General features: G+C 73.1%; 23 protein-coding genes and 1 tRNA gene. 15 read left to right on the top strand and 9 right to left on the bottom strand.

Translation table 11 applies throughout. The features are described 5' to 3' along the window. Positions 1-69 precede the first annotated feature (69 nt). On the top strand, positions 70-759 hold the full coding sequence (locus ACIHCX_RS21870; RefSeq protein WP_400032065.1) for a molybdopterin-dependent oxidoreductase: 690 nt from the start codon (positions 70-72) through the stop codon (positions 757-759). Next, a complete protein-coding gene (locus ACIHCX_RS21865) occupies positions 743-1,369 on the top strand; it encodes a cytochrome b/b6 domain-containing protein (RefSeq protein WP_400031849.1) in 627 nt (208 codons plus the stop codon). Before ACIHCX_RS21870 ends, ACIHCX_RS21865 begins: the two co-directional genes overlap by 17 nt. Positions 1,370-1,563: 194 nt before the next feature. Here the strand turns inward: ACIHCX_RS21865 and ACIHCX_RS21860 are convergent, their stop codons facing one another. Further along, entirely contained in the window at positions 1,564-2,961 is a 1,398-nt protein-coding gene (locus tag ACIHCX_RS21860) for a gluconate:H+ symporter (protein ID WP_400031847.1), read from the bottom strand. A gap of 79 nt (positions 2,962-3,040) precedes the next feature. After that, the gene (locus ACIHCX_RS21855; RefSeq protein ID WP_400032063.1) at positions 3,041-3,580 is read right to left on the bottom strand and encodes a gluconokinase; all 540 of its coding nucleotides are present in this window, start codon (positions 3,578-3,580) and stop codon (positions 3,041-3,043) included. Positions 3,581-3,722: 142 nt separating this feature from the next. Between ACIHCX_RS21855 and ACIHCX_RS21850 the strand changes: the two genes are divergently transcribed. Continuing rightward, positions 3,723-4,427, top strand: a complete 705-nt coding sequence (locus ACIHCX_RS21850; RefSeq protein WP_400031845.1) for a FadR/GntR family transcriptional regulator — start codon at positions 3,723-3,725, stop codon at positions 4,425-4,427. A gap of 12 nt (positions 4,428-4,439) precedes the next feature. On the opposite strand, the gene ACIHCX_RS21845 is transcribed toward ACIHCX_RS21850, so the two are convergent. Then, a complete protein-coding gene (locus ACIHCX_RS21845) occupies positions 4,440-4,814 on the bottom strand; it encodes a YchJ family protein (RefSeq protein ID WP_400031843.1) in 375 nt (124 codons plus the stop codon). A gap of 176 nt (positions 4,815-4,990) precedes the next feature. Here ACIHCX_RS21845 and ACIHCX_RS21840 point away from each other — a divergent pair, with 176 nt between their 5' ends. Further along, positions 4,991-5,302 carry a dsRBD fold-containing protein gene (locus tag ACIHCX_RS21840; protein ID WP_400031841.1) on the top strand — a complete coding sequence of 104 codons (312 nt, stop codon included), beginning with the start codon at positions 4,991-4,993 and terminating at the stop codon, positions 5,300-5,302. A 7-nt stretch (positions 5,303-5,309) separates the two neighbouring features. After that, complete coding sequence (locus ACIHCX_RS21835; protein WP_400031839.1) at positions 5,310-6,602, top strand: phosphoribosyltransferase family protein; 1,293 nt, start codon at positions 5,310-5,312, stop codon at positions 6,600-6,602. A gap of 105 nt (positions 6,603-6,707) precedes the next feature. Here the strand turns inward: ACIHCX_RS21835 and ACIHCX_RS21830 are convergent. Further along, positions 6,708-6,795: transfer RNA gene (locus ACIHCX_RS21830), tRNA-Leu, on the bottom strand. Between the two features lie 195 nt (positions 6,796-6,990). On the opposite strand from ACIHCX_RS21830, the gene ACIHCX_RS21825 reads away from it, so the two are divergent. The 3 genes from ACIHCX_RS21825 (at position 6,991) to ACIHCX_RS21815 (ending at position 9,745) form a co-directional block, all read left to right on the top strand. Then, positions 6,991-8,316 (top strand): M20/M25/M40 family metallo-hydrolase, encoded by a 1,326-nt coding sequence (locus ACIHCX_RS21825; protein WP_400031837.1) that lies wholly within the window; start codon positions 6,991-6,993, stop codon positions 8,314-8,316. 168 nt (positions 8,317-8,484) lie between these two features. After that, positions 8,485-8,718, top strand: coding sequence for a chaplin ChpH (chpH, locus tag ACIHCX_RS21820; protein ID WP_400031835.1), 234 nt, complete (start codon positions 8,485-8,487; stop codon positions 8,716-8,718). Between the two features lie 190 nt (positions 8,719-8,908). Further along, on the top strand, positions 8,909-9,745 hold the full coding sequence (locus ACIHCX_RS21815) for a chaplin (protein ID WP_400031833.1): 837 nt from the start codon (positions 8,909-8,911) through the stop codon (positions 9,743-9,745). 74 nt (positions 9,746-9,819) lie between these two features. Here the strand turns inward: ACIHCX_RS21815 and ACIHCX_RS21810 are convergent, their stop codons facing one another. Next, positions 9,820-10,008: a DUF5703 family protein gene (locus ACIHCX_RS21810; protein WP_400031831.1), complete on the bottom strand. Its 189-nt coding sequence runs from the start codon at positions 10,006-10,008 to the stop codon at positions 9,820-9,822. A gap of 47 nt (positions 10,009-10,055) precedes the next feature. Between ACIHCX_RS21810 and ACIHCX_RS21805 the strand changes: the two genes are divergently transcribed. Next, complete coding sequence (locus ACIHCX_RS21805) at positions 10,056-10,754, top strand: hypothetical protein (RefSeq protein ID WP_400031829.1); 699 nt, start codon at positions 10,056-10,058, stop codon at positions 10,752-10,754. 84 nt (positions 10,755-10,838) lie between these two features. On the opposite strand, the gene ACIHCX_RS21800 is transcribed toward ACIHCX_RS21805, so the two are convergent. Next, on the bottom strand, positions 10,839-13,079 hold the full coding sequence (locus tag ACIHCX_RS21800; protein ID WP_400031827.1) for a helix-hairpin-helix domain-containing protein: 2,241 nt from the start codon (positions 13,077-13,079) through the stop codon (positions 10,839-10,841). After that, positions 13,076-14,059, bottom strand: a complete 984-nt coding sequence (locus ACIHCX_RS21795) for an aldo/keto reductase (RefSeq protein ID WP_400031825.1) — start codon at positions 14,057-14,059, stop codon at positions 13,076-13,078. Before ACIHCX_RS21795 ends, ACIHCX_RS21800 begins: the two co-directional genes overlap by 4 nt. 172 nt (positions 14,060-14,231) lie before the next feature. On the opposite strand from ACIHCX_RS21795, the gene ACIHCX_RS21790 reads away from it, so the two are divergent. Next, entirely contained in the window at positions 14,232-15,287 is a 1,056-nt protein-coding gene (locus ACIHCX_RS21790) for an LLM class F420-dependent oxidoreductase (RefSeq protein WP_400031823.1), read from the top strand. 273 nt (positions 15,288-15,560) lie between these two features. Then, positions 15,561-16,349: a ferritin-like domain-containing protein gene (locus ACIHCX_RS21785; protein ID WP_400031821.1), complete on the top strand. Its 789-nt coding sequence runs from the start codon at positions 15,561-15,563 to the stop codon at positions 16,347-16,349. Positions 16,350-16,363: 14 nt separating this feature from the next. Here ACIHCX_RS21785 and ACIHCX_RS21780 read toward each other — a convergent pair whose 3' ends face one another. Beyond that, complete coding sequence (locus tag ACIHCX_RS21780) at positions 16,364-17,365, bottom strand: magnesium and cobalt transport protein CorA (protein ID WP_400031819.1); 1,002 nt, start codon at positions 17,363-17,365, stop codon at positions 16,364-16,366. Positions 17,366-17,426: 61 nt separating this feature from the next. Between ACIHCX_RS21780 and ACIHCX_RS21775 the strand changes: the two genes are divergently transcribed. The 4 genes from ACIHCX_RS21775 (at position 17,427) to mshC (ending at position 20,882) form a co-directional block, all read left to right on the top strand. After that, on the top strand, positions 17,427-18,113 hold the full coding sequence (locus ACIHCX_RS21775) for a histidine phosphatase family protein (RefSeq protein WP_400031817.1): 687 nt from the start codon (positions 17,427-17,429) through the stop codon (positions 18,111-18,113). A gap of 79 nt (positions 18,114-18,192) precedes the next feature. Beyond that, positions 18,193-18,783: a DUF3090 domain-containing protein gene (locus tag ACIHCX_RS21770; RefSeq protein ID WP_400031815.1), complete on the top strand. Its 591-nt coding sequence runs from the start codon at positions 18,193-18,195 to the stop codon at positions 18,781-18,783. Continuing rightward, the gene (locus ACIHCX_RS21765; protein ID WP_400031813.1) at positions 18,747-19,577 is read left to right on the top strand and encodes an SCO1664 family protein; all 831 of its coding nucleotides are present in this window, start codon (positions 18,747-18,749) and stop codon (positions 19,575-19,577) included. The genes ACIHCX_RS21770 and ACIHCX_RS21765 overlap by 37 nt, the downstream gene beginning before the upstream one ends. Positions 19,578-19,652: 75 nt before the next feature. Further along, complete coding sequence (mshC, locus tag ACIHCX_RS21760; RefSeq protein WP_400031811.1) at positions 19,653-20,882, top strand: cysteine--1-D-myo-inosityl 2-amino-2-deoxy-alpha-D-glucopyranoside ligase; 1,230 nt, start codon at positions 19,653-19,655, stop codon at positions 20,880-20,882. Positions 20,883-20,943: 61 nt separating this feature from the next. Here the strand turns inward: mshC and ACIHCX_RS21755 are convergent, their stop codons facing one another. Then, on the bottom strand, positions 20,944-21,936 hold the full coding sequence (locus ACIHCX_RS21755; RefSeq protein ID WP_400031809.1) for a PAC2 family protein: 993 nt from the start codon (positions 21,934-21,936) through the stop codon (positions 20,944-20,946). Positions 21,937-22,049 lie beyond the last annotated feature (113 nt).

The following is a 22,049-nucleotide window of genomic DNA, read 5'->3' as shown; positions in this document are numbered from 1 at the left end:
TGCTCGAATGGAGGGGTGAACCCCCGACTCCCGGAGGAGGAGGGCCGGCCCGAGGAGGAAGGCAGCCCCATGGGCCGCCGGATCTTCCTCGCCACCCTCGGCCTCGGCGCCCTCGGCTTGGCCACCGCGCCCACGCTGCAACGCGGCATGGAGGACCTGCTCGGCGCGGTGGCGGGCAAGGACCCCACCGGTCTGACCGGCCTGCTGCCGAACGGCGGCGGCTTCCGCTACTACTCGGTCGCCGCCTCGGTCCCGCACAAGGACGCCACGAACTACCGCCTCACCGTCGACGGCCTCGTCGACCACCCCGCCACCTACACGCTGGACGACCTCAGGGCCCTGCCCCGGACTCGCCTGGTCCGCGACGTCCAGTGCGTCACCGGCTGGCGGGTGCCCGGCACCCCCTTCGAGGGCGTACGGCTCTCCCGGCTGCTCGACGCGGCCGGAGTGCGGGCGGGCGCCGGAGCCGTCCGCTTCACCTGCTTCGACGGCACCTACACCGAGAGCCTCACCCTCGCCCAGGCCCGCCGTCCCGACGTGCTGGTCGCGCTGCGCATGCGGGACGAGGACCTGACCTACGCGCACGGCGGTCCGGTCCGCCTGTACGTGGCCCCCATGTACTTCTACAAGTCGGCCAAGTGGCTCTCCGGCATCACCGTCACCGACCGCGTCGAGCCCGGCTACTGGGAGCACCTCGGCTACGACGTCGACGCCTGGGTCGGCCGTTCGAACGGACGCGGCGATGCCCCTACGAGCTGACACTCCGGCCCCGCCCGGCACCCGCGTCCGCCGCTTCACCCGGGCCGAGCGCTGGGTGCACCGGACCACGGCCGCGCTCATGGGCGTGTGCGTGATGACGGCGGCCTTCCTGTACATCCCCCAGCTCGCCGAACTGGTCGGCCGGCGCGAACTGGTCGTCCGCGTCCACGAGTGCGCGGGTGTCGCCCTGCCCGTACCGGTCCTGCTGGGCCTGGCCTCCCGCGCCTTCCGCGCCGACCTGCGCTTCCTCAACCGCTTCGGCCGGCACGACCGCGTCTGGCTGCGCGCCGCCCTGCGCCGCGACCACCGGCCCGCCTCCCGCCCGGCCGGGAAGTTCAACGCCGGCCAGAAGATCTACGCCGCCTGGATCGCCGGCGCCGGCCTGGTCATGCTCGGTACGGGTCTGATGATGTGGTTCACCCATCTCACCCCCGTGGCCTGGCGCACCAGCGCGACCTTCGTCCACGACTGGCTCGCCCTGACCGTCGGCGTCGTCCTGGCCGGCCACATCGGCATGGCCCTCGGTGACCCGGAGGCCCGCCGCGGCCTGCGCACCGGCCTGGTGACGCGCGCGTGGGCGACGGAACAGCACCCGCTGTGGCGCCCATAGGGCCGTCGGCGGTTCGTAGGCCACCCGGCCGCTCGCAGGGCACCGTCGGTTCGTGGGGATGCGGGGACGTACGAAGGCGGCGGCCGTGACCGGGTGGTGTCCGGGGCACGTCCGCCGCCTACGGCGTACGGCTAGGGTCTTTCGTTTGGATCAGGCCGGACCCCGCGAGCCCGGCATGATCCAAACGAGAGGCCCTAGATCACCAGGGAGAGCAGCAGGACCAGGGCGCCCGCCACCACCGAGATGATCGTCTCCATGACCGACCAGCTCTTGATCGTCTGGCCGACGCTCAGCCCGAAGTACTCCTTCACCAGCCAGAACCCGGCGTCGTTGACATGGCTGAAGAACAGCGAGCCGGCTCCGACCGCCAGCACCAGCAGGGCGGCGTGCGTGGTCGACATGTCGGCCGCGAGCGGGGCGACCAGACCGGCCGCCGAGATGGTCGCCACGGTCGCCGAACCGGTCGCGAGCCGGATCGCCACCGCGATCAGCCAGGCCAGCAGCAGTGCCGGGATCGACCAGTCCTTGGAGATGTCCAGGACCATCTGGCCCACCCCGGAGTCGATCAGCGTCTGCTTGAAGCCGCCGCCCGCGCCGACGATCAGCAGGATGCCGGCGATGGGCATGAGGCCCTTCTCGACGGTCGAGGAGATGCGCTCCTTGCTGAACCCGGCCGGCATCCCCAGCGTGAACACGCCGACGAGCACGGCGGCGAGCAGCGCGATCATCGGCGAGCCGATGACGTCGAAGACGCGCTGGGTCAGGTTCGCCGGGTCGTCCACGACGATGTCGACCAGGGCCTTGGCGAGCATCAGCACCACCGGGAGCAGCACCGTGGCCAGCGTGGCGCCGAAGCCCGGACGCCGCTGGAGCTCCTCCGAAGGACGCTGGGGCAGCATCCGGTCCGGGACGGGGACGTCCACCCAGCGGGCCGCGACCTTGGAGAACAGCGGACCGGCGATGATCACCGTGGGTATGGCGACGAGGATGCCGAGCGCCAGCGTCACGCCCAGGTTGGCCTTGACCGCGTCGATGGCGACCAGCGGGCCGGGGTGCGGCGGGATCAGACCGTGCATCACGGACAGGCCGGCCAGCGCCGGGACGCCGATGCGCATCAGGGAGTAGTTTCCGCGCTTGGCCACCATCAGCACGACCGGGATCAGCAGCACGATGCCGACCTCGAAGAACAGCGGCAGACCGATCACGGAGGCGATCAGCACCATCGCCCACGGCATCGCCCGCCCCTTGGCCTTCGCCAGGATCGTGTCGACGACCTGGTCGGCGCCGCCGGAGTCGGCGAGCAGCTTGCCGAGGATCGCGCCGAGGGCGATCAGCACGCCGACGCCGGCGACGGTGGAGCCGAGGCCCGTGGTGAAGCTGGTGATCGCCTTGTCGAGCGGTGCCCCGGCGACCGCGCCGAGCACCAGCGATCCGATGGTCAGGGACAGGAAGGCGTGCAGCTTGAACCGGGTGATGAGCAGGACGATGACGGCGATGCCCGCGAGGACGGCGATGCCGAGCTGAGCGTGGCCGGCCGAGGTGATCGGCGGGGGCGCGTCCGCTGCCAGCATCTCGACGCTGAGTCTGGTCACGGTGTTCCCTTGCAGGTGAAGAGGGACGGTGGGGAGGGGAGTGCCGCAGTCGGCGAGTGCGGGGGAGCGGCGCCGGGGCTCAGAGCCGCTGGTCCTGCGGGGACTGCGTGGAGCTGTCGAGGCCGTCCAGCGCGGCCACCGCGCGTGCGGCGATCTCCTCGGGCGACCCGGAGACGTCGACCGCGACGCCCCGTTCGTCCCTCTGGAGCGGCTCCAGCGTGGCGAACTGGGAGTCCAGCAGCGCCGTCGGCATGAAGTGACCCCGGCGGTGCGCCATCCGCTCCTCGATGAGCTTCCGGTCGCCCGTCAGGTGCACGAAGACGACGCCGGGAGCCGCGGCCCGCAGCCGGTCCCGGTACGACCGCTTCAGCGCGGAGCTGCTCACCACCCCGCCGAGCCCCGCCCGCCCGTGGGCCCAGGCGCCGATGGCGTCGAGCCACGGCCACCGGTCCTCGTCGCCGAGCGGGATCCCGGCCGTCATCTTCGCGATGTTGGCCTGCGGGTGGAAGTCGTCGCCCTCGGCGTACGGGACGCCGAGCCGGGCGGCGAGCAGGGGACCGATCGTGGTCTTGCCCGTGCCGGCGACGCCCATCACCACGACGACGTGGGGGGTGCGCATCACTGCCTCGCTGTCTTCCTCGACATGGGACGCCGACATCCGGCGTCCGCCACACTGAAACCCATAGGTACGACTAATTCAAGTCTCTGTGACATATAAGTCTGACTTTTTGGGAACGTGATCTGCCCCGTACGCTGAGTGCATGAGCACACCGGGCCGAGGGCTGCACGGCCGCGTACTGGACACCCTCGGCCCCGCCATCACCGCGGGCGAGTATCCGCCGGGCAGCGTGCTGCGCACCGACGAACTGGCGCAGCGCTTCGACGTGTCACGCTCCGTGATGCGCGAGGCGGTCCGCGTCCTGGAGTCCATGCACCTGGTCGCCTCGCGCCGCCGGGTCGGCGTGACCGTGCTCCCGCAGACCGAGTGGAACGTCTACGATCCGCAGGTCATCCGCTGGCGCCTGGCCGGCGCGGACCGGCCCCGGCAGCTGCGGTCGCTGACTGTGCTGCGCTCCGCCGTCGAACCGGTCGCCGCAGGCCTGGCCGCCCGGCTCGCCACCTCCGAACAGTGCGCCGAGCTCACCGAGTGCGCCCTCGGCATGGTCGCCAACTCACGCGGCCACCACCGGCTTCAGGCGTACCTGGTCCACGACGTCGCCTTCCACCGCGTGATCCTCAGCGCCTCCGGGAACGAGATGTTCGCCCGCCTCGGCGACGTCGTCGCCGAGGTCCTGGCGGGCCGCACCCACCACGAGGTCATGTTCGAGGAGCCCGACCCCGCCGCCGTCACCCTCCACGTCCAGCTCGCCGAGGCGGTCCGGGCCCGTGACGCGGACCGCGCCGAGCGGCTGACCCGTGAGATCACCGTCGGCGCCCTCCAGGAACTGGACGTCCTGGCACCGTAGCCCGGCGCGTCCTCACTGCTCGGGGAAGTCCCCGTCCACGTACACCCAGGCCCCGTCGACCCGCTCGAACCGGCTGCGCTCCAGCAGCGAACCCCCACGGTAGGACGCCCGGAACGTCACCGTCCCGGTGCTGTGGAAGGCCGAGCCGTCCGTCGTCCCGAGGATCTCCAGCCCCGTCCAGCGCATCCCGGGATCGAGGTCGAGCCGGGCCGGCCGGGTCCGCGGGTGCCAGGTCCGCAGCAGATAGCCCGCGTCCCGCCGCACGAAGGCGCTGTACCGCGACCGCATCAGCGCCTCGGCGGTCGGCGCGGCGGCACCTCCGTGGCAGCGGCCGCAGCAGCTCTCGTACGGTTCGGGCAGTCCGCACGGGCAGGAACGCGTGGTCATGCCCCCATTCTGCCCGCGCCGGCGCACTGCCCGGCCCCCGGTGCGCCCGCTTCCCCGTCGCGCCCGTGCGGCACGCGCGCGACGGGGGCACAGTGGAAGACGGAGGCCACGCCGGGGTGGCTCGTCGCCTCGACAGTGTGGCCTTGCCTCCTAGCGGAGTTGAGGAGACACGGACGATGACTCGACCCCTCGGCAGCCGGCTTCCGTCCGTCAAGGAGTGGCGGCTCAGCCTGTACCTGTCCGAACACGACCCGGACACCACCGCCCGGATCGTCCTGGACACCGGCGACAACGTCGTGGAGACCCGGGCGGAGGCCCGCCGCAATCCGTACGACAGGGCGGTGCCCGAGATCGGCGACGAACTGGCGGCCGGCCGCGCGCTCATCGCGCTCGGCCGTGAGCTGCTGCGCGCCGCCGCGGGCGACATCGACGCGGTGGGAGCGCCCGAGGCGACGCCTCCCGTCCCCCTGTGGACCTCCAGGGAGTGAACGAACGGTGCTCTTCACGGATCGCCTCGACGCGGGACGGCGGCTGGCCGCCCGCCTGGAAGACCTCGCCGGCCGGGACGTCGTGGTGCTCGGCCTGCCCCGGGGCGGCGTCCCCGTGGCCGAGGTCGTCGCGGACGCCCTCGGCGCCCCACTGGACGTGTGCCTGGTACGGAAACTCGGCGTGCCCTCCCACCCGGAGCTGGGCATGGGGGCGATCGGCGAGGACGGCGTACGCGTACTGGGCGAGGACGTGCTGCGCGAGGCACGCGTCACCCCTGGGGAACTCGCGCGCGTGGAGGAGCGCGAACGCGGCGAGCTCGACCGGCGTTCCGCGCGCTACCGGGGCGAACGGCCGCCGGTCGGCGTCGCGGGCCGGACCGTCGTGGTCGTCGACGACGGCGTCGCCACCGGCTCGACCGCACGGGCGGCCTGCCGGACGGTCCGCGCCCGCGGGGCGGCGCGGACCGTGCTGGCGGTCCCCGTCGCACCGCCGGACTGGACGCACCGGCTCGCCGGCGAGGCCGACGAACTCGTGTCCCTGGCCACCCCGCCGGACTTCTTCGCGGTCGGCCAGTTCTACGCCGACTTCGCCCAGCTCGACGACGAGGACGTGGTCGCCTGCCTCCGTCGGGCGGCGAACCGTCCCCACCGGTTCAACCTCGATCGCGAGGTGGAGGTGGCGGCCGGCGCCGTGCGGCTCGGCGGCCACCTGACCGTGCCCCCCGACGCCGTCGGCATCGTGCTCTTCGCACACGGCAGCGGCAGCGGACGGCACAGCCCGCGCAACCGGTTCGTCGCCGAGGGCCTGAACCGGGCCGGCCTCGGCACCCTGCTGTTCGACCTGCTCACCGAGGAGGAGGCGCGGGACCGGGCCAACGTGTTCGACACGACGCTGCTGGCCGACCGGCTCACCGGGGCCACCGACTGGCTGCGCGGCCGGCCCGGCACCGGAGAACTGGCGATCGGCTACTTCGGTGCCAGCACCGGCGCGGCCGCCGCCCTCTGGGCCGCGGCGGAACCCGGCGCGCGCATAGCCGCGGTCGTCTCCCGAGGCGGCCGTCCCGACCTCGCCGGGCCGCGCCTGCCGGCCGTGACCGCGCCCACCCTGCTCGTCGTCGGCGGCGCCGACACCGTCGTCCTCGACCTCAACCGCCGGGCACAGTCCCTGCTGCGCTGCGAGAGCCGGCTCGCCGTCGTCCCCGGCGCCACCCATCTCTTCGAGGAGGCCGGCACCCTGGAGGCGGTGACCGACCTGGCCCGGGACTGGTTCACGGACCACATGGCACCGGCGCACGTGTAGGCCCGGGGCTGCGCACGGCTGCGGGGCGCGGGGCGCGCGCAGGCGTGCCCGCGACGGGAACACGGAAAACGGCGCCGACCGATGAAGGTCGACGCCGTTTTCCGATGGTGTCCGAGGGGGGACTTGAACCCCCACGCCCGATAAAGGGCACTAGCACCTCAAGCTAGCGCGTCTGCCATTCCGCCACCCGGACCAGGTGTCTGTCGTGCGGGGCTTCCCGCTGCGACGAAGGAAACATTACCAGGCTTTCGGGCAGGCCCGATCACCCCGCCCCCGCGCGCGGGCGGCCGGGGACGGAGGCTCTCTTGGGGTTGGCGCGGGGGAGGGGGAGGATGAGTGGACCACCGGTACACGGGGTGGCCACCAGCACACAGCGGGAGGAAGCAGCGTGAGCGAGACGGGCACGGCCAGGGGCGTCACCGGCGAGGACGAGGTCGTGGACCTCTGCCGCGAGCTGATCCAGATCGACACCAGCAACTACGGCGACCACTCCGGACCCGGTGAGCGCGCGGCGGCCGAGTACGTCGCCGAGAAGCTCGCCGAGGTGGGGCTGGAACCGAAGATCTTCGAGTCGCACCCGGGCCGGGCCTCGACGGTGGCCCGCATCGAGGGGGAGGACCCCTCCCGGCCCGCGCTGCTGATCCACGGTCACACCGACGTCGTACCGGCCAACGCCGACGACTGGACCCACCACCCCTTCTCCGGCGAGGTCGCGGACGGGTGCGTGTGGGGCCGCGGCGCGGTCGACATGAAGGACATGGACGCGATGACGCTGGCGGTCGTGCGCGACCGGCTGCGCAGCGGACGCAGGCCCCCGCGGGACATCGTGCTCGCCTTCCTCGCCGACGAGGAGGCGGGCGGCACGTACGGCGCCCGGTACCTGGTGGACAAGCACCCGGACCTGTTCGAGGGGGTCACCGAGGCGATCAGCGAGGTGGGCGGGTTCTCCTTCACCGTCAGCGAACAGCGGCGGCTGTACCTGATCCAGACGGCCGAGAAGGGCATGCACTGGATGAAGCTGACCGTGGCCGGCACCGCGGGGCACGGCTCGATGATCCACCGGGACAACGCGATCACCGAGCTGTCCGAGGCCGTCGCCCGGCTCGGGCGGCACCGGTTCCCGGTGCGCGTGACCAAGACCACCCGCGCCTTCCTGGACGAACTGGGCGACGCGCTCGGCACCAGGCTCGACCCGGAGGACATGGACGGCACGATCGCGAAGCTCGGCGGCATCGCCAAGCTCATCGGCGCCACCCTGAGCAACACCGCCAACCCCACGCAGCTGGGCGCCGGTTACAAGGTCAACGTCATCCCGGGCGAGGCCACCGCGCACGTCGACGGGCGCTTCCTGCCCGGTTTCGAGGAGGAGTTCCTCGCCGACCTCGACCGGATCCTGGGACCGAAGGTCAGGCGCGAGGACGTGCATTCCGACAAGGCCGTCGAGACCACCTTCGACGGGGACCTGGTCGAGGCGATGCAGTCCGCGCTGCTGGCCGAGGACCCGGTCGCGAAGGCCATCCCGTACATGCTCTCCGGCGGCACCGACGCCAAGTCCTTCGACGACCTGGGCATCCGGGGCTTCGGCTTCGCGCCGCTGAAGCTGCCCCCGGAGCTGGACTTCGCGGGCATGTTCCACGGCGTGGACGAGCGGGTGCCGGTGGACGGCCTGAAGTTCGGGGTGCGCGTGCTCGACCGGTTCATCGACGCGTCCTGAGGTCCGCCGGGATCCGTCATCACCGGCTTGACCTCGGTAATCGACCGCGCGTGCGGGAGAGACCGGGACGAGTGAATGCGACCATAAGCTCGTATCCCGATTAGTTCCTCCTCGTTACAGGTGATGCGATCAGCAACATGAGATCGCCTTTGTCAATGAGGAGGAATAATGATCAAGAAGGTCGTCGCTGCCGCGGTCGCCACCGGTGGACTGGTTCTCGCGGGCGCGGGGATGGCCGCCGCCGACTCGGGCGCCCAGGGTGCTGCCGTGCAGTCCCCGGGCGTCCTTTCCGGCAACGTCATCCAGGTGCCCGTTCACGTGCCGGTGAACGTGTGCGGCAACACGATCTCGGTGATCGGGCTGCTGAACCCCGCCTTCGGCAACACCTGCGCCCACCACTGACGTTGTGCCCCGCCCCGTGAGGGTCTGACTCCATCGACTCCGTGGGGGGTCCGAACCCGTCGGCCCCGGAGCGCCCGCCATGCGCTCCGGGACCGACCGGTTCACGGCGAGGTCGCGACGGCGGAATCCCGGCGGACGTGACCGCGCGTTCCGGAAGGTTCGAGAAGGTCGAAGGCAGGTATTCAGCAACATGCGACAGGTCACCCGCAAGGGCCTGATGACGATGGCCGCGGCCACCGGCGTGATCGCCGCGGCGAGCGGCTACGCCCACGCCGACGCGGGCGCGTTCGGCGCCGCGTCCGGCTCACCGGGCGTGCTGTCCGGCAACACCGTGCAGGTGCCGGTGCACGTGCCGGTGAACGTCTGCGGCAACACCATCGACGTCGTCGGGCTGCTCAACCCGGCGGCGGGCAACACCTGCGCCCAGCACGGCGGCGGCAGCGCGTCCGGGCACCACGGCGGCTCGCACGCCGAAGGGCGCACCAGTGGCTCGCCGGGAGTCGGCTCCGGCAACCACGTCCAGGTGCCGGTCGACGTGCCCGTCAACGTCTGCGGCAACAGCATCGACGTGATCGGTGCGGCCAACCCGGCCCTGGGCAACCACTGCGCCATCGGCGGCGGGAGCCGCACCACGCCCCCGGGCGGCGACCGGGAGATCCCGCCCGGCACGCCGGGTCACCCGGGCCACCGTGGTCACCCGGGCCACCCGGGCCACCGTGGTCACTCGGGCCACCCGGGACATCCCGGTCATCCGGGCATCCCCAGCCACCCCGGTACCCCCGGTACTCCTGGGACCCCGACCACGCCGCCCTCGACGGGGGGCGGCAGCGGCACCTCCGGTGGGTCGACCGGCGGCTCGACGCGGGTGAACCAGCCGGGCGTGCAGACCGTCGCCGCGGCCCACGACCGGGCACAGCTCGCCCGGACCGGCAGCGAACTGCCGATGGACGCCGTCCTGCCGGTGGGCGCGGGCGCGCTGCTCGCGGGTGTCGTGCTGTACCGCAGGGCCCGGGCCTGCGCCAGGTAGCCCGCATTCGGCGACGTGCATGACAGGGCGGGCCCCGCATCGGCGGGGCCCGCCGTGGCTCGGGCCGCCTCAGCTCACCAGGTCGCGCGTACCTGGCGGATGATCCGCCGGCGCAACCGCACCTTGCGGCTGCCGTCGCGCAGCAGGCTCAGACGGCACAACTCCCAGTGCCCGTACTCGGCGTGGTCCGTCAGCAGACGTGCCGTCTCCTTGCGGGACACCCCGCGCGGGACGTACACGTCGACAAATTCGTATTCCGGCATCGCATCTATTGTGCGGGCTGGGGCCCGGTACGGATAGCGTCTGCACTATGTCTGATGCTGCGCAGCCCACCGCTGCCGAGGTACGCGCCGCCGCCGAGGCGGTCAAGACCGCGCTCGACCGCCACCTGGCCGCGGTCGAACGCAAGTCGGGGGACGAGGACCCGGCCGTCTACGAGGCGTTCAACCAGCTGGCCGCGGCCGCGGAGGCGTACGACGAACTGCTCTACGACCGCCACGACGAGGTCACGCCCTTCGAGATCCCCGGTGACGACTCGCTGCCGCCGTACACGGGTCCCGAGGAGCCGAACGCGCTCAGCGTGCTGATCCGCCGCGACTACGCCGTGGCCGAGCCGCAGCGGCTGCGGGCACAGGCCCAGCGGGTGGAGGACGCGGACTCCGAGGCCGTCCTGGGCACCACCGAGGGCGCCTCCGGCACGGTGCACGGGGCGATCGGCATCCTGTTCGGCGAGTTCGAACCGGACGAGATCGCCTCCCGGCACAAGGAGTTCGGTCTGGAGGAGGGCGACTCCACCGTGTGGGTCGTCGCCGCGGACGAGCCCGCCGACCCGGGCGAATGGCTGGAAGCGCCCTTCGAGCACGTCGACCCCGAGCGGGTCGTCTGCCGCTTCGACGTCAGCGCGGTCTTCGACGACGAGGACGACGAGGACGACGACCTGGGCGAGGACCGCTTCGACGCGCCCCTCGACGACGAGGACCTGGAACCGCTGGACGCGAACGACCGCTGAGGCCGCGCGCGGACCGGCGACCGCCGGTCCGCCCGGTCGCACGCAGGGCGGGTCCACGGCGGACGGGGCGTGCGTTCCGGCAGGTCAGCCGCCCGTGCGCTCCTGTGTTCCGGAGTCCGTCCCTGGGGCCGTCCCGGAATCCTGCGCCGGGGGCTGGAGCAGGACGGGCAGGCGGGTCGTACGGGGCTTGGCCGGGATCTCGGCGACGGCTCGGGGCAGCGCCTGCTCCACGCCGTGCACCACGGACAGATGCCGGGCGGCCCGGCCGAACGCCGTGTAGACCCACGGGCGGCTGAGCGCCCGCGCCGCGTCGCCGGGCAGGACGACGACCACCGCGGGCCACCGGCCGCCCACGGCCTGGTGCGCCGTCAGCGCCCATCCGTGCCGCAGATGCGTCTCCACCCGCTCCTTCGGGACCACCACGTGAGCACCCGAGCAGGACAGGTGCAGCCCCTCGGCGTCGGCCTTCACCACCTGACCGGGCAGCGTACGGCCCGGGGCGGGGGAGTAGGCGATCCGGTCGCCCGGGTCGAAACCGCCGAAGCGGCCGGGGCCCGGGTTGAGCCGCTCCTTCAGCGCCGTGTTCAGCGCACGCGTGCCGGCCGCGCCGCCGTGACCGGGGGTGATCACCACGGTCTGGTCGGCCGGGACGCCGATCGCCCGCGGCACCGAGTCCGCGACGAGCTGCACGGTCCGGTGCACGGCCTCGCCCGCGTCCCGCACCGGGACGATCACGACCTCCTTGCCGGGCGCCGCCACCTGGTTCAGCTCGCCGGCGCCGATGCCGGAGACCAGTTCGCCCAGCGGGCCCGGGTCCGGCACGCGCGAGGCGACCTGCGGACACACCCGGGCCGCCAGCAGATCCGCGAACACCCGTCCCGGCCCCACGGACCACAGCACCGCGGGATCCCCGGCCAGCACCAGCCGCGCCCCGTCCGGCAGCGATTCGACCAGCAGGGCCGCCGTCTCCACGTCCAACTGGGGCGCGTCGAGCACGACGAGGAGGTCCAGCGCGAGCGAACCGTCCGCGTCCCGGCCGGGGCCCTCGGCGCCGGAGAGCAGTCCGGCCACCGTGGCGACGGCGGGCGCGGGCGCCTCCGAGTGCTCCTGTGCCTCCGCGGGCTCCCGCGCCTGCGAGACGTCCCGGAGGAGCTGCCCGAAGCCGTCCCGGCCGAGCGGGCTGTGGGCGGCGGCCCAGGCGCGCAGCCCGAGACGACCCGCCTCGCCCAGCAGCCGCGCGGGTTCCACCCGGGACGCCTCCCCGCCCGTGTGCAGCACCAGGCCGTGGCTCGCGGCGGCGCGGAGCAACTCGGCGGTCGAGCCCTGGGCGGAGGCGGCGGCCCGCTCCCAGTCCGAGGCCGAACCGGCTTCCTTCGGCGCGGAGTTGATCAGACGGGCGAGTCCGTCGGCCAGGCTCTCCTCGGCGAGCGCGTACCGCTCCAGGCCGACGAGGGCGCGCACCGGATGCTCGTCGTCCTCGCCCGCCTCCTCGGTGGCCGGGGCGTCCTCCAGGGCGTCCTGGAACATCAGGGCCTCGCCCTGGGCCAGCGTGCCGTGCAGGGCCGCCTCGGGGTCGGGCACCGCCCGCTGGGCCAGCGCGGCGGTCAGGGCCGGGGCTTCCAGGGCCGTGTGCCCGGCGAGGGCGGCCTGCTCCAGCAGCCACACGGTGAGGGCCCGGCCGCGGCGCTCGTCGTCCGGGCGGCACTCCGCGCCGAGCAGGGCGCGCGCGAACCCGTCTGCCTGCTCCGGCCGTACACCGGTGACGTGCAGCAACTGCCAGGGGTCGGCGTGCAGCCGCTCCTCGGCACCCTCGCCGAGGGACGCGGCGACCTGCGGGGCGAGCGTCTCCGGGGCGCCGCCGCGGGCCAGCACCCGGCGCACCGCCTGGACGGTCTCCGGCGCCGGCCCGGCGGGCGCGGTGACGGCCTCGGGCACCGCGGTCCCCGGCGCCCGTGCCGGTTCGGGCGCGGCGCGGCGCGGTGGGGGATCGGGCTCGGCGAAGACAGTGGCCGAGGGCCTCTCGCCGCTCTCGACGGCCCGCACCGCGGCCAGCAGGTCGGCCGCCGTGCCGCTGAGCCTGCCGCCGCTCTCGATCGGGCCCTTCCGCTCGGCCTTCCGCTGCTCGATCCGGGCCCGCTCGACCCGCTGAGCCGCCAACTCGGCCTCGGCCTCGGACTTCTCCTCCCCGCCCGAGCCCTCCGAGCCCTCCGCCGCCACGCCCGGCGGCTCGTCCCTGTCCGGGCCGTCGTGGCGCGGGCCGTTGTCCGCCCCGGGGTCCGGGGTGCCAGGCCCGGTCTGTTCCGTGGTCTCCGGCTCCGTGCTCACAGCGTGCTCCAGTCGTGATCGGGATAGCGGTGCACGGGCTCCGACACGTCGTCGAGTGCCCGGCAGATCTCGTCAGGAAGACTAAGCGCCTCCACTGACAGCACCGCCGTGAGCTGCTGCGCGGTGCGGGCGCCGACGATCGGTGCCGTCACGCCGGGCCGGTCCCGGACCCAGGCGAGGGCCACCTCGAGGGGCCTCACCGCCAGCCCGTCCGCCGCTGTGGACACCGCGTCCACGATGCGGCCCGCGGCGTCGTCCAGGTACGGCTCGACGAACGGCGCCAGGTGCTCCGAGGCGCCCCGCGAGTCCGGTGGTGTCCCGTTGCGGTACTTGCCGGTCAGCACGCCGCGGCCCAGCGGGGAGGACGGCAGCAGGCCGACGCCGAGGTCCAGCGCGGCGGGCAGTACCTCGCGCTCGACGCCGCGTTGCACCAGCGAGTACTCCATCTGGGTGCTCGCCAGCCGCGTCCGCGCGCCGGGCGCCGCGAGCTGCCAGGTGGCCGCCTTGGCCAACTGCCAGCCGCAGAAGTTGGAGACGCCCGCGTACCGCACCCGGCCGCTGCCGACGGCGAGGTCGACGGCGTGGAGGGTCTCCTCCAGGGGCGTGTGCGGGTCGAAGGCGTGGACATGCCACAGGTCGACGTAGTCCGTGCCGAGGCGGGCGAGGGAGGCGTCCAGCGCGGCCAGCAGATGGCCCCGGGAGCCGTCGAAGCGCCGGTCCGGGTCCGGCACACTGCCCGCCTTGGTCGAGAGGACCAGGTCGCGGCGGGGCACGAGGCCGTCCATGAGCCGGCCGAGCAGGTACTCGGCCTGGCCGTCGCCGTACACGTCCGCCGTGTCGACGAGGGTGCCGCCCGCGTCCCAGAACACCTTCAGCATGTCCGCGGCGTCGTGCTCGTCGGTGTCCCGGCCCCAGGTGAGGGTGCCGAGGCCGATGCGGGACACGCGCAGGCCCGTACGGCCGAGATGCCTCTGCTCCATGGTCGCCGAGATTACTGGCCACGGCCGACACGTGGGTGACCTGTGGACAACCCGGCCCCGCCCGGGGCGGCGCCGCGAACGGGCGTGCCGCAGGCCGTGCACTGCCGCGTGCGGCGGGCCCGCGCTAGTGTTCCCCGCACAACGGACGTTACTGATCGGTAAGGGGAACGGCATGCAGCTCGGGATCAACCTCGGCTACTGGGGTGCCGGCATGGACGCGGACAACCTGGCCGTCGCACAGGAGGCGGACCGGCTCGGGTACGCCGTGTGCTGGGCCGCCGAGGCCTACGGCTCGGACGCGGCCACCGTGCTCACCTGGGTCGCCGCGCAGACCGAACGCATCGACGTGGGCTCGGCCATCTTCCAGATCCCCGCCCGGCAGCCCGCGATGACGGCGATGACGGCCGCCACGCTGGACTCCCTCTCCGGCGGCCGCTTCCGGCTCGGCCTCGGCGTCTCGGGACCGCAGGTGTCCGAGGGCTGGTACGGCGTGAAGTTCGACAAGCCGCTGGCCCGCACCCGCGAGTACGTCGAGATCGTCCGCAAGGCGATGACACGCGAGCGGCTCACGTACGACGGCGCGCACTGGACGCTGCCGCTACCGGGCGGCCCCGGCAAGCCGATCAAGCTGACCGTGCACCCGCAGCGCGAGCACATCCCGCTCTACATCGCCGCCATCGGCCCGAAGAACCTGGAGCAGACCGGCGAGATCGCCGACGGCGCGCTGCTCATCTTCCCCTCCGCCGACCACCTCGAGGAGACCGCGGTCAAGCACCTGCGCGCCGGCCGCGAGAAGGCCGGCCGGACCCTGGACGGCTTCGACGTCTGCCCGACCCTGCCGCTGGCCGTCGGCGACGACAAGGACGTCTCCCGCCTCGCCGACACCTTCCGCCCCTACACCGCGCTGTACGTGGGCGGCATGGGCAGCCGCAAGCAGAACTTCTACAACCAGCTCGCCCGCCGCATGGGCTACGAGAAGGAGGCCGCCGAGATCCAGGACACGTACCTGTCCGGCGACAAGCAGGGCGCCGCGGCCGCCGTGCCGCAGCAACTCATCGACCAGACCACGCTGCTGGGCTCCGTCGACCGGATCGCGGACCGCATGAAGGCCTACGCGGCGGCCGGGGTGACCACGCTGACCCTCGCCCCCGCGGGCTTCACGCTGGAGGAGCGGCTCGCCTCGCTCCGGGCCGGCACCGAGGCCCTGGAGCGCTCCGGACTGGCGTGACCGCCCGCCGCGACAAGGGCGGGCGGCGGGCGGTACGTCGGGGGCTTTTCGCGGCCGTGGTGGGGGCTCGGGGGGTCTTCCCCGCCACGGCCGTCACGGAGAACAACGCGCCCGCCGCCGCGCGGTTACGCCCGCGTCCGGCCCCGCTCCGCGGCACCCGGCGTCCGCCGCACGCTCCCCCGTTCGGCGCAGTGCGGCCACACCCCTGTTGCGGCACCCGCGTGGTCGCACTTGACTCGTGCTGCGCGGCAGTCAGGCAGGAGGTGGCCCGCGGTGCTTACGCCCAGGAGCCTGTTCCAGGAGATCCTCGACCACGACGACGCCTTCCGGCTGTTCTGCTCCGTCGCGGCCGGCGGGGAGGCACAGGGCGGCTGGGAGAACGGCCGGATCGCCGCGCTCGTACCGCCCGCCGAGCGCGGCCTCGCCCCGCGGATCGCCCGCCACGGGGCGGACGAGGACAAGCACGGCCGGATCTTCCGCGCCCTGCTGAAAAAGCGCGGTCTGGAACCCGTTCCGGTGCCCCCGGAGACCGACTACACGATGCTCCTGGAACGGCGGGGCATCGGTCTTGCACACGAGCGGCTGCGCACCGACGAGCCGCTCACCGTGGAGGACATCGTCGTCTACCTGGCCCACAGCCGGGTCACCGAACAGCGCGCCTGCGAGCAGATGAGGCTGCTGTGCCGGCACTTCGGCGACCACCCCTACATGGGGCGGGCGATGCGGATGATCGCGCGGGACGAGGACAACCACCTCGCCTACTGCCACGAGGAACTGCTGCGCCTCGCCGCCGCCGGGTACGGCCGGACCATCCAGCGGACGCTGCACGCGTGCGCGCTCGCCGAGATCCGCGTCCACCGCGACGTCAGCCTCGCCGTCATGGCCCGCATGGGCCGCGTCCTCGGCTGGTCCGCGGCCAGGTCGGCGCTCCTGGTGGCCGGTATCCACGCCGTGTACGTCCACGAGCGGCTGGTGGGCAGGCGCCGGATGGAGACCCTGCGCATGCCCGCGCGCCGCGACGCCCTCGGCGGACCCGCGTCCCCGGCACCCGAGTACGCCTGACGGGGGCGCGGGAGCTACAGCCAGCCCCGCCGTCTGAACAGCCGGTACAGCAGCGCCTCCAGAGCGGCCATCAGCAGGATCACCGCCGGGTAGGACCAGAGCCAGTGCAGTTCGGGCATGTGCGTGAAGTTCATGCCGTAGACGCCGGCGATCATCGTGGGCACCGCGGCCATGGCCGCCCACGCGGAGATCTTCCGCATGTCGTCGTTCTGCTGGACGCCGGTCTGCGCCAGATGCGCCGACAGGATGTCCGAGACCAGCCGGTCCAGGCTCTCCACCGAGTCGTTGACCCGGGTCAGATGGTCGCTGACGTCCCGGAAGAAGGGCCGCGCCCTGTCGTCCACGAAGGGCACGGCCGGGGTGAACAGGCTCGTGCCGGAGCCGCCCAGGCGGGACATCGGCAGCGCCAGCGGGCCCGTCGCCCGCCGGAACTCCGTGATCCGCCGTTTGAAGGCGTAGATCCGTGAGGCGGAGCTCCGCGATCCGCCCCCGTCCGGCGAGAAGACCTCCGTCTCCAGCTCCTCCAGGTCGGTCTGGAGCGCGGCGGCCACGTCCAGATAGTGGTCGACGGTGGTGTCGGCGATGGCGTACAGCACGCTGGTCGGGCCGTGTCCGAGCACCTCCGGGTCCTGCTCGAGACGGCGCCGCACGGCGGCAAGCCCGTCGCCCTCGCCGTGACGGACCGTCACCACGAACGAGTCGCCGAGGAAGATCATGATCTCGCCGGTGGAGACGGCGTCGCCGCGCTGCTCGTACACCACGGGCTTGAGCACCGCGAACAGCGAGTCGTCGTAGACCTCCAGCTTGGGCCGCTGATGCGCCTTCAGGGCATCCTCGACCGCCAGCGGATGCAGCGCGAACTCCTCGGTGACCAGGCCGAACTCCTGCTCGCTCGGCTCGTGCAGCCCCACCCACACGAAACCCCCGGCGGCCCGGGCCGAGGTCAGGGCACCGGAGAGGTCGGCGTGGCCCGAAGCGCGGTGGCCGTCACGGTAGACGGCGCAGTCGACGATCACAGAGCGTGTTCTCCCTTCGTCCGGTCGCGACCCGGAGCGTCCGTACGCCTACCCTGGCCGCATGCCCACGCTGATCCTCGTCAGGCACGGACGCTCCACCGCCAACACCGCCGGGCTGCTCGCCGGCTGGACCCCCGGGGTCGCCCTGGACGAACGCGGCACCGCGCAGGCCGCGGCGCTGCCGGGGCGGCTCGACGGACTGCCGATCGCCGAAGTCGTCACCAGCCCGCTCCAGCGCTGCCGGGAAACGGTACAACCGCTGCTGGCGGCCCGCCCGGAACTGACCGCGCACACGGACGAGCGGATCGGCGAGTGCCACTACGGCGACTGGTCCGGCCGCAAGCTCGCCGAGCTCAAGGACGAGCCGCTGATGGAGGTGGTGCAGGCGCACCCCTCGGCGGCCGCGTTCCCCGGGGGCGAGTCCATGCGCGCGATGCAGACCCGCGCGGCCGAGGCGGTGCGCGAGTGGGACGCGCGCGTGGAGCGCGACCACGGCGCCGACGCCGTCTACCTCATGTGCTCCCACGGCGACATCATCAAGTCCCTCGTCGCGGACGCGCTCGGCCTTCATCTGGACCTCTTCCAGAGGATCTCCGTCGAACCCTGTTCCGTCACCGCGATCCGCTACACCAGGCTGCGGCCCTTCCTGGTGCGGCTCGGCGACACCGGGAACTTCGCGTCCCTGGCGCCGCGCGAGGAGCCCGAAGGCGGCGACGCACCGGTCGGCGGCGGCGCGGGCGCACCGTGATCGTCGGCCGCAGTAGGGTGAAGCGGTCGCTCTCGACTTCCCGATTCAGACGTTCTCACGATTCCCATGGAGACAGGACGTGTCCCGTCAGGTGTTCCTCTACGACCCGCCGGACCGCTTCGTGGCCGGTACGGTCGGACTGCCCGGGCGCCGTACGTTCTTCCTCCAGGCCACCGCAGGCCCCCGGGTGACCAGCGTGGCCCTGGAGAAGACCCAGGTCGCCGCGCTCGCCGAGCGCATGGACGAACTGCTGGACGAGGTGCTGCGGCGCAGCGGCGGCAGCGCCGCCGTGCCCGCCATGGCGCCCAGTGAGGTCGCCGACACCGGTCCGCTGGACACTCCCATCGAGGAGGAGTTCCGGGTGGGCACCATGGCGCTCGCCTGGGACGGCGAGGAACAGCGCATGATCGTCGAGGCGCAGGCCCTGGTCGAACTCGACGCGGAGTCCGAGGAGGACCTCGCCGAGGCCGAGGAGCGGCTGCTCCAGGACGAGGAGAACGGCCCCCCGATGCTGCGGGTCCGGCTCACCGGCGCGCAGGCCAGGGCCTTCGCCAAGCGCGCCCTCGACGTCGTCAACGCCGGGCGGCCGCCGTGTCCGCTGTGCAGTCTCCCGCTCGACCCGGAAGGACACGTATGTCCGCGCCAGAACGGATACCGCCGCGGAGCGTGACGCCCGGCGCCGAGGCCGCCGAGCTGCTCGCCCGCGGTGAGCTGACCGTGCGCGGCCGCATCCGCGAGGCCTCCAACGCGGCACTGTTCTGCACGGTCGCCCACGACGGCCGGGAGGCGTCCTGCGTGTACAAGCCGGTCGCCGGGGAGCGTCCGCTGTGGGACTTCCCCGACGGCACCCTCGCCGCCCGCGAGGTGGCGGCGTACGAGGTCTCCGAGGCGACCGGCTGGTCCCTGGTACCGCCCACCGTGCTGCGCGACGGCCCCTACGGGCAGGGCATGGTCCAGCTGTGGATCGAGGCGACCCCGGAAGCCGAGCTGCTCGCGCTGCTGGACGCCGAGGAACCCGGCCCGGGGTGGAAGGCAATCGGCTTCGCCGAGGTCGGCGAGGGGAGCACGGCGCTCCTTGTGCACGCCGACGACGAGCGGCTGCGCCGGATGGCCGTGCTGGACGCGGTGATCAACAACGCCGACCGCAAGGGCGGCCACCTGCTGCCGACCCCGGACGGACACCTCTACGGCATCGACCACGGCGTCACCTTCCACGTCGAGAACAAGCTGCGCACGCTCCTGTGGGGCTGGGCGGGCGAACCGCTCCCGCCCGGGATCCTGGCCGTCCTCAAGGCCCTGAAGGACGCCCTGCGCGACGGCGCCCCCCTGGCGGCCCGGCTGTCCGCCCTGATCACCCCGGCCGAACTCGACGCCACCCGCGCACGCGTGACCACACTGCTCACCACCGGCGCACACCCCGAGCCGAACGGGGACTGGCCGGCGATCCCCTGGCCCCCTGTCTGAGACCAGGCGGGGTGATCCGGCCATCCGGGGTGGTCCGGTTCGTAGACGGGACCGCGGTCCGGTTACGCTCATGACATGCATGCCTGGCCCGCTTCCGAAGTCCCCGCCCTGCCTGGTGAGGGCCGCGACCTCAGCATCCACGACACCGCGACCGGCGGCCTGGTCACTCTCGACCCCGGTCCCGTCGCCCGTATCTATGTCTGCGGCATCACCCCGTACGACGCGACCCACATGGGGCACGCGGCGACCTACAACGCGTTCGACCTCGTGCAGCGCGTGTGGCTCGACACCAAGCGGCAGGTGCACTACGTCCAGAACGTGACCGACGTCGACGACCCGCTGCTGGAGCGGGCGCAGCGCGACGACGTCGACTGGGTGGAGCTGGCCGAGCAGGAGACCGCCCTGTTCCGCGAGGACATGACGGCCCTGCGGATGCTGCCGCCCCGCCACTACATCGGCGCCGTGGAGGCCATACCCGGCATCGTCCCGCTGGTGGAGAGGCTGCGGGACCTGGGTGCGGCGTACGAGCTCGAGGGTGACGTCTACTTCTCCGTCGGGTCCGACCCCCACTTCGGCGAGGTCTCCCACCTCGACGCCGAGGCCATGCGGCTGCTGTCCGCCGAGCGCGGCGGCGACCCGGACCGTCCGGGCAAGAAGAGCCCGCTCGACCCGATGCTGTGGATGGCCGCCCGGGACGGCGAGCCGAGCTGGGACGGGGGCTCCCTCGGCCGCGGCCGGCCCGGCTGGCACATCGAGTGCGTCGCCATCGCCCTGGACCACCTCGGCATGGGCTTCGAGGTGCAGGGCGGCGGCTCCGACCTCGCCTTCCCGCACCACGAGATGGGCGCCTCGCACGCCCAGGTGCTCACCGGCGAGTTCCCCATGGCCAAGGCGTACGTCCACGCCGGCATGGTCGCGCTCGACGGCGAGAAGATGTCCAAGTCCCGGGGCAACCTGGTCTTCGTCTCGCAGCTCAGGCGCGACGGCGTCGACCCCGCCGCGATCCGCCTCGCGCTCCTCGCCCACCACTACCGCTCCGACTGGGAGTGGACCGACCAGGTGCTCGAGGAAGCCGTCGAACGTCTGGGCCGCTGGCGCTCGGCCGTCTCCCGGCCCGACGGCCCGCCGGCGGACGCGCTGGTCGAGGAGATCCGCGACGCCCTCGCCGACGACCTGAACGCCCCGGCGGCGCTCGCCGCGGTCGACCGCTGGGTGGCCCTCCAGCAGGAGCGCGGCGGTGAGGACACCGGCGCCCCCGGTCTCGTCTCGCGCGCCGTGGACGCCCTGCTGGGCGTGGCCGTCTGACCCGTCCGGCCGGACACGGCATCAGGGGCGGTGCGCGTCGCGCGCACCGCCCCTGATCCGTTCACTCGTCCGACGAGTCGTTCCCGGCGTCCCCGTCGTCCGACTCCGCCTTCGGCGGCATCGACGGCCGTGGCCTGCTGCCCGGGCCGTCCCGCAGATACGGGCCGCCCTCGCCGCCGTCCGCCGTGGCGTGGCCGCCCGACGAGGGGCCGCCGCCGTCCCGGCGCCGCAGATACCGCTCGAACTCACGGGCGATCGCCTCGCCCGACGCCTCCGGCAGCTCGGCGGTGTCCCGGGCCTCCTCCAGCGTCTGGACGTACTCCGCGACCTCGCTGTCCTCGGCGGCCAGCTGGTCCACGCCCACCTGCCAGGCACGCGCGTCCTCCGGCAGCTCGCCCAGCGGAATGCGCAGGTCGAGCAGGTCCTCGAGGCGGTTGAGGAGGGCCAGCGTGGCCTTCGGGTTCGGCGGCTGCGACACGTAGTGCGGGACCGCCGCCCACAGTGAGACGGCCGGGACACCCGCGTGCGTGCAGGCCTCCTGGAGGATCCCGACGATGCCCGTCGGCCCCTCGTACTTGGTCTCCTCCAGGTCCATGCTGCGGGCCAGATCCGGATCCGACGTGGTCCCGCTGATCGGGACCGGACGGGTGTGCGGGGTGTCCCCGAGCAGGGCGCCCAGGATGACCACCAGCTCCACGCCCAGCTCGTGCGCGAAACCGAGCAGCTCGTTGCAGAACGAGCGCCAGCGCATCGACGGTTCGATGCCGCGGACCAGCACCAGGTCGCGCGGCTTCTCTCCGCCGACCCGGACCACCGACAACCTGGTCGTCGGCCAGGTGATCTTGCGCACGCCCCCGTCCATGAACACGGTGGGGCGGTTGACCTGGAAGTCGTAGTAGTCCTCGGCGTCCAGCGCCGCGAACACCTCGCCCTTCCACTCCCTCTCCAGATGCGCGACCGCGGTGGAGGCGGCGTCGCCGGCATCGTTCCAGCCCTCGAACGCGGCCACCATGACCGGGTCGATCAGCTCGGGAACCCCCTCGAGCTCGATCACCCAGTGCCTCCTTCCGACGTGCCCTCGCCTGACCCACCAACCTTACGGCGTTCGGCGGGGGCGCCCGCAGCCCCCTTGCACGGGGGAGTGAACGGATCACTGCCCCGTCCGAG

This window comes from Streptomyces sp. NPDC052043 (assembly GCF_044548235.1).
Taxonomy (GTDB): Bacteria; Actinomycetota; Actinomycetes; order Streptomycetales; family Streptomycetaceae; genus Streptomyces.
Note: the sequence above shows the minus strand (reverse complement) of the source record. Positions and strands in the feature narration are given on the sequence as shown.

Bases quoted from the DNA above. Each gene is read 5' to 3' on its own strand.
- ACIHCX_RS21870 (WP_400032065.1), top strand. From the start codon at position 70: ATGGGCCGCCGGATCTTCCTCGCCACCCTCGGCCTCGGCGCCCTCGGC.
- ACIHCX_RS21865 (WP_400031849.1), top strand. From the start codon at position 743: ATGCCCCTACGAGCTGACACTCCGGCCCCGCCCGGCACCCGCGTCCGC.
- ACIHCX_RS21855 (WP_400032063.1), bottom strand. From the start codon at position 3,580: ATGCGCACCCCCCACGTCGTCGTGGTGATGGGCGTCGCCGGCACGGGC.
- ACIHCX_RS21850 (WP_400031845.1), top strand. From the start codon at position 3,723: ATGAGCACACCGGGCCGAGGGCTGCACGGCCGCGTACTGGACACCCTC.
- ACIHCX_RS21845 (WP_400031843.1), bottom strand. From the start codon at position 4,814: ATGACCACGCGTTCCTGCCCGTGCGGACTGCCCGAACCGTACGAGAGC.
- ACIHCX_RS21840 (WP_400031841.1), top strand. From the start codon at position 4,991: ATGACTCGACCCCTCGGCAGCCGGCTTCCGTCCGTCAAGGAGTGGCGG.
- chpH (WP_400031835.1), top strand. From the start codon at position 8,485: ATGATCAAGAAGGTCGTCGCTGCCGCGGTCGCCACCGGTGGACTGGTT.
- ACIHCX_RS21815 (WP_400031833.1), top strand. From the start codon at position 8,909: ATGCGACAGGTCACCCGCAAGGGCCTGATGACGATGGCCGCGGCCACC.
- ACIHCX_RS21810 (WP_400031831.1), bottom strand. From the start codon at position 10,008: ATGCCGGAATACGAATTTGTCGACGTGTACGTCCCGCGCGGGGTGTCC.
- ACIHCX_RS21805 (WP_400031829.1), top strand. From the start codon at position 10,056: ATGTCTGATGCTGCGCAGCCCACCGCTGCCGAGGTACGCGCCGCCGCC.
- ACIHCX_RS21795 (WP_400031825.1), bottom strand. From the start codon at position 14,059: ATGGAGCAGAGGCATCTCGGCCGTACGGGCCTGCGCGTGTCCCGCATC.
- ACIHCX_RS21790 (WP_400031823.1), top strand. From the start codon at position 14,232: ATGCAGCTCGGGATCAACCTCGGCTACTGGGGTGCCGGCATGGACGCG.
- ACIHCX_RS21775 (WP_400031817.1), top strand. From the start codon at position 17,427: ATGCCCACGCTGATCCTCGTCAGGCACGGACGCTCCACCGCCAACACC.
- ACIHCX_RS21765 (WP_400031813.1), top strand. From the start codon at position 18,747: ATGTCCGCGCCAGAACGGATACCGCCGCGGAGCGTGACGCCCGGCGCC.
- mshC (WP_400031811.1), top strand. From the start codon at position 19,653: ATGCATGCCTGGCCCGCTTCCGAAGTCCCCGCCCTGCCTGGTGAGGGC.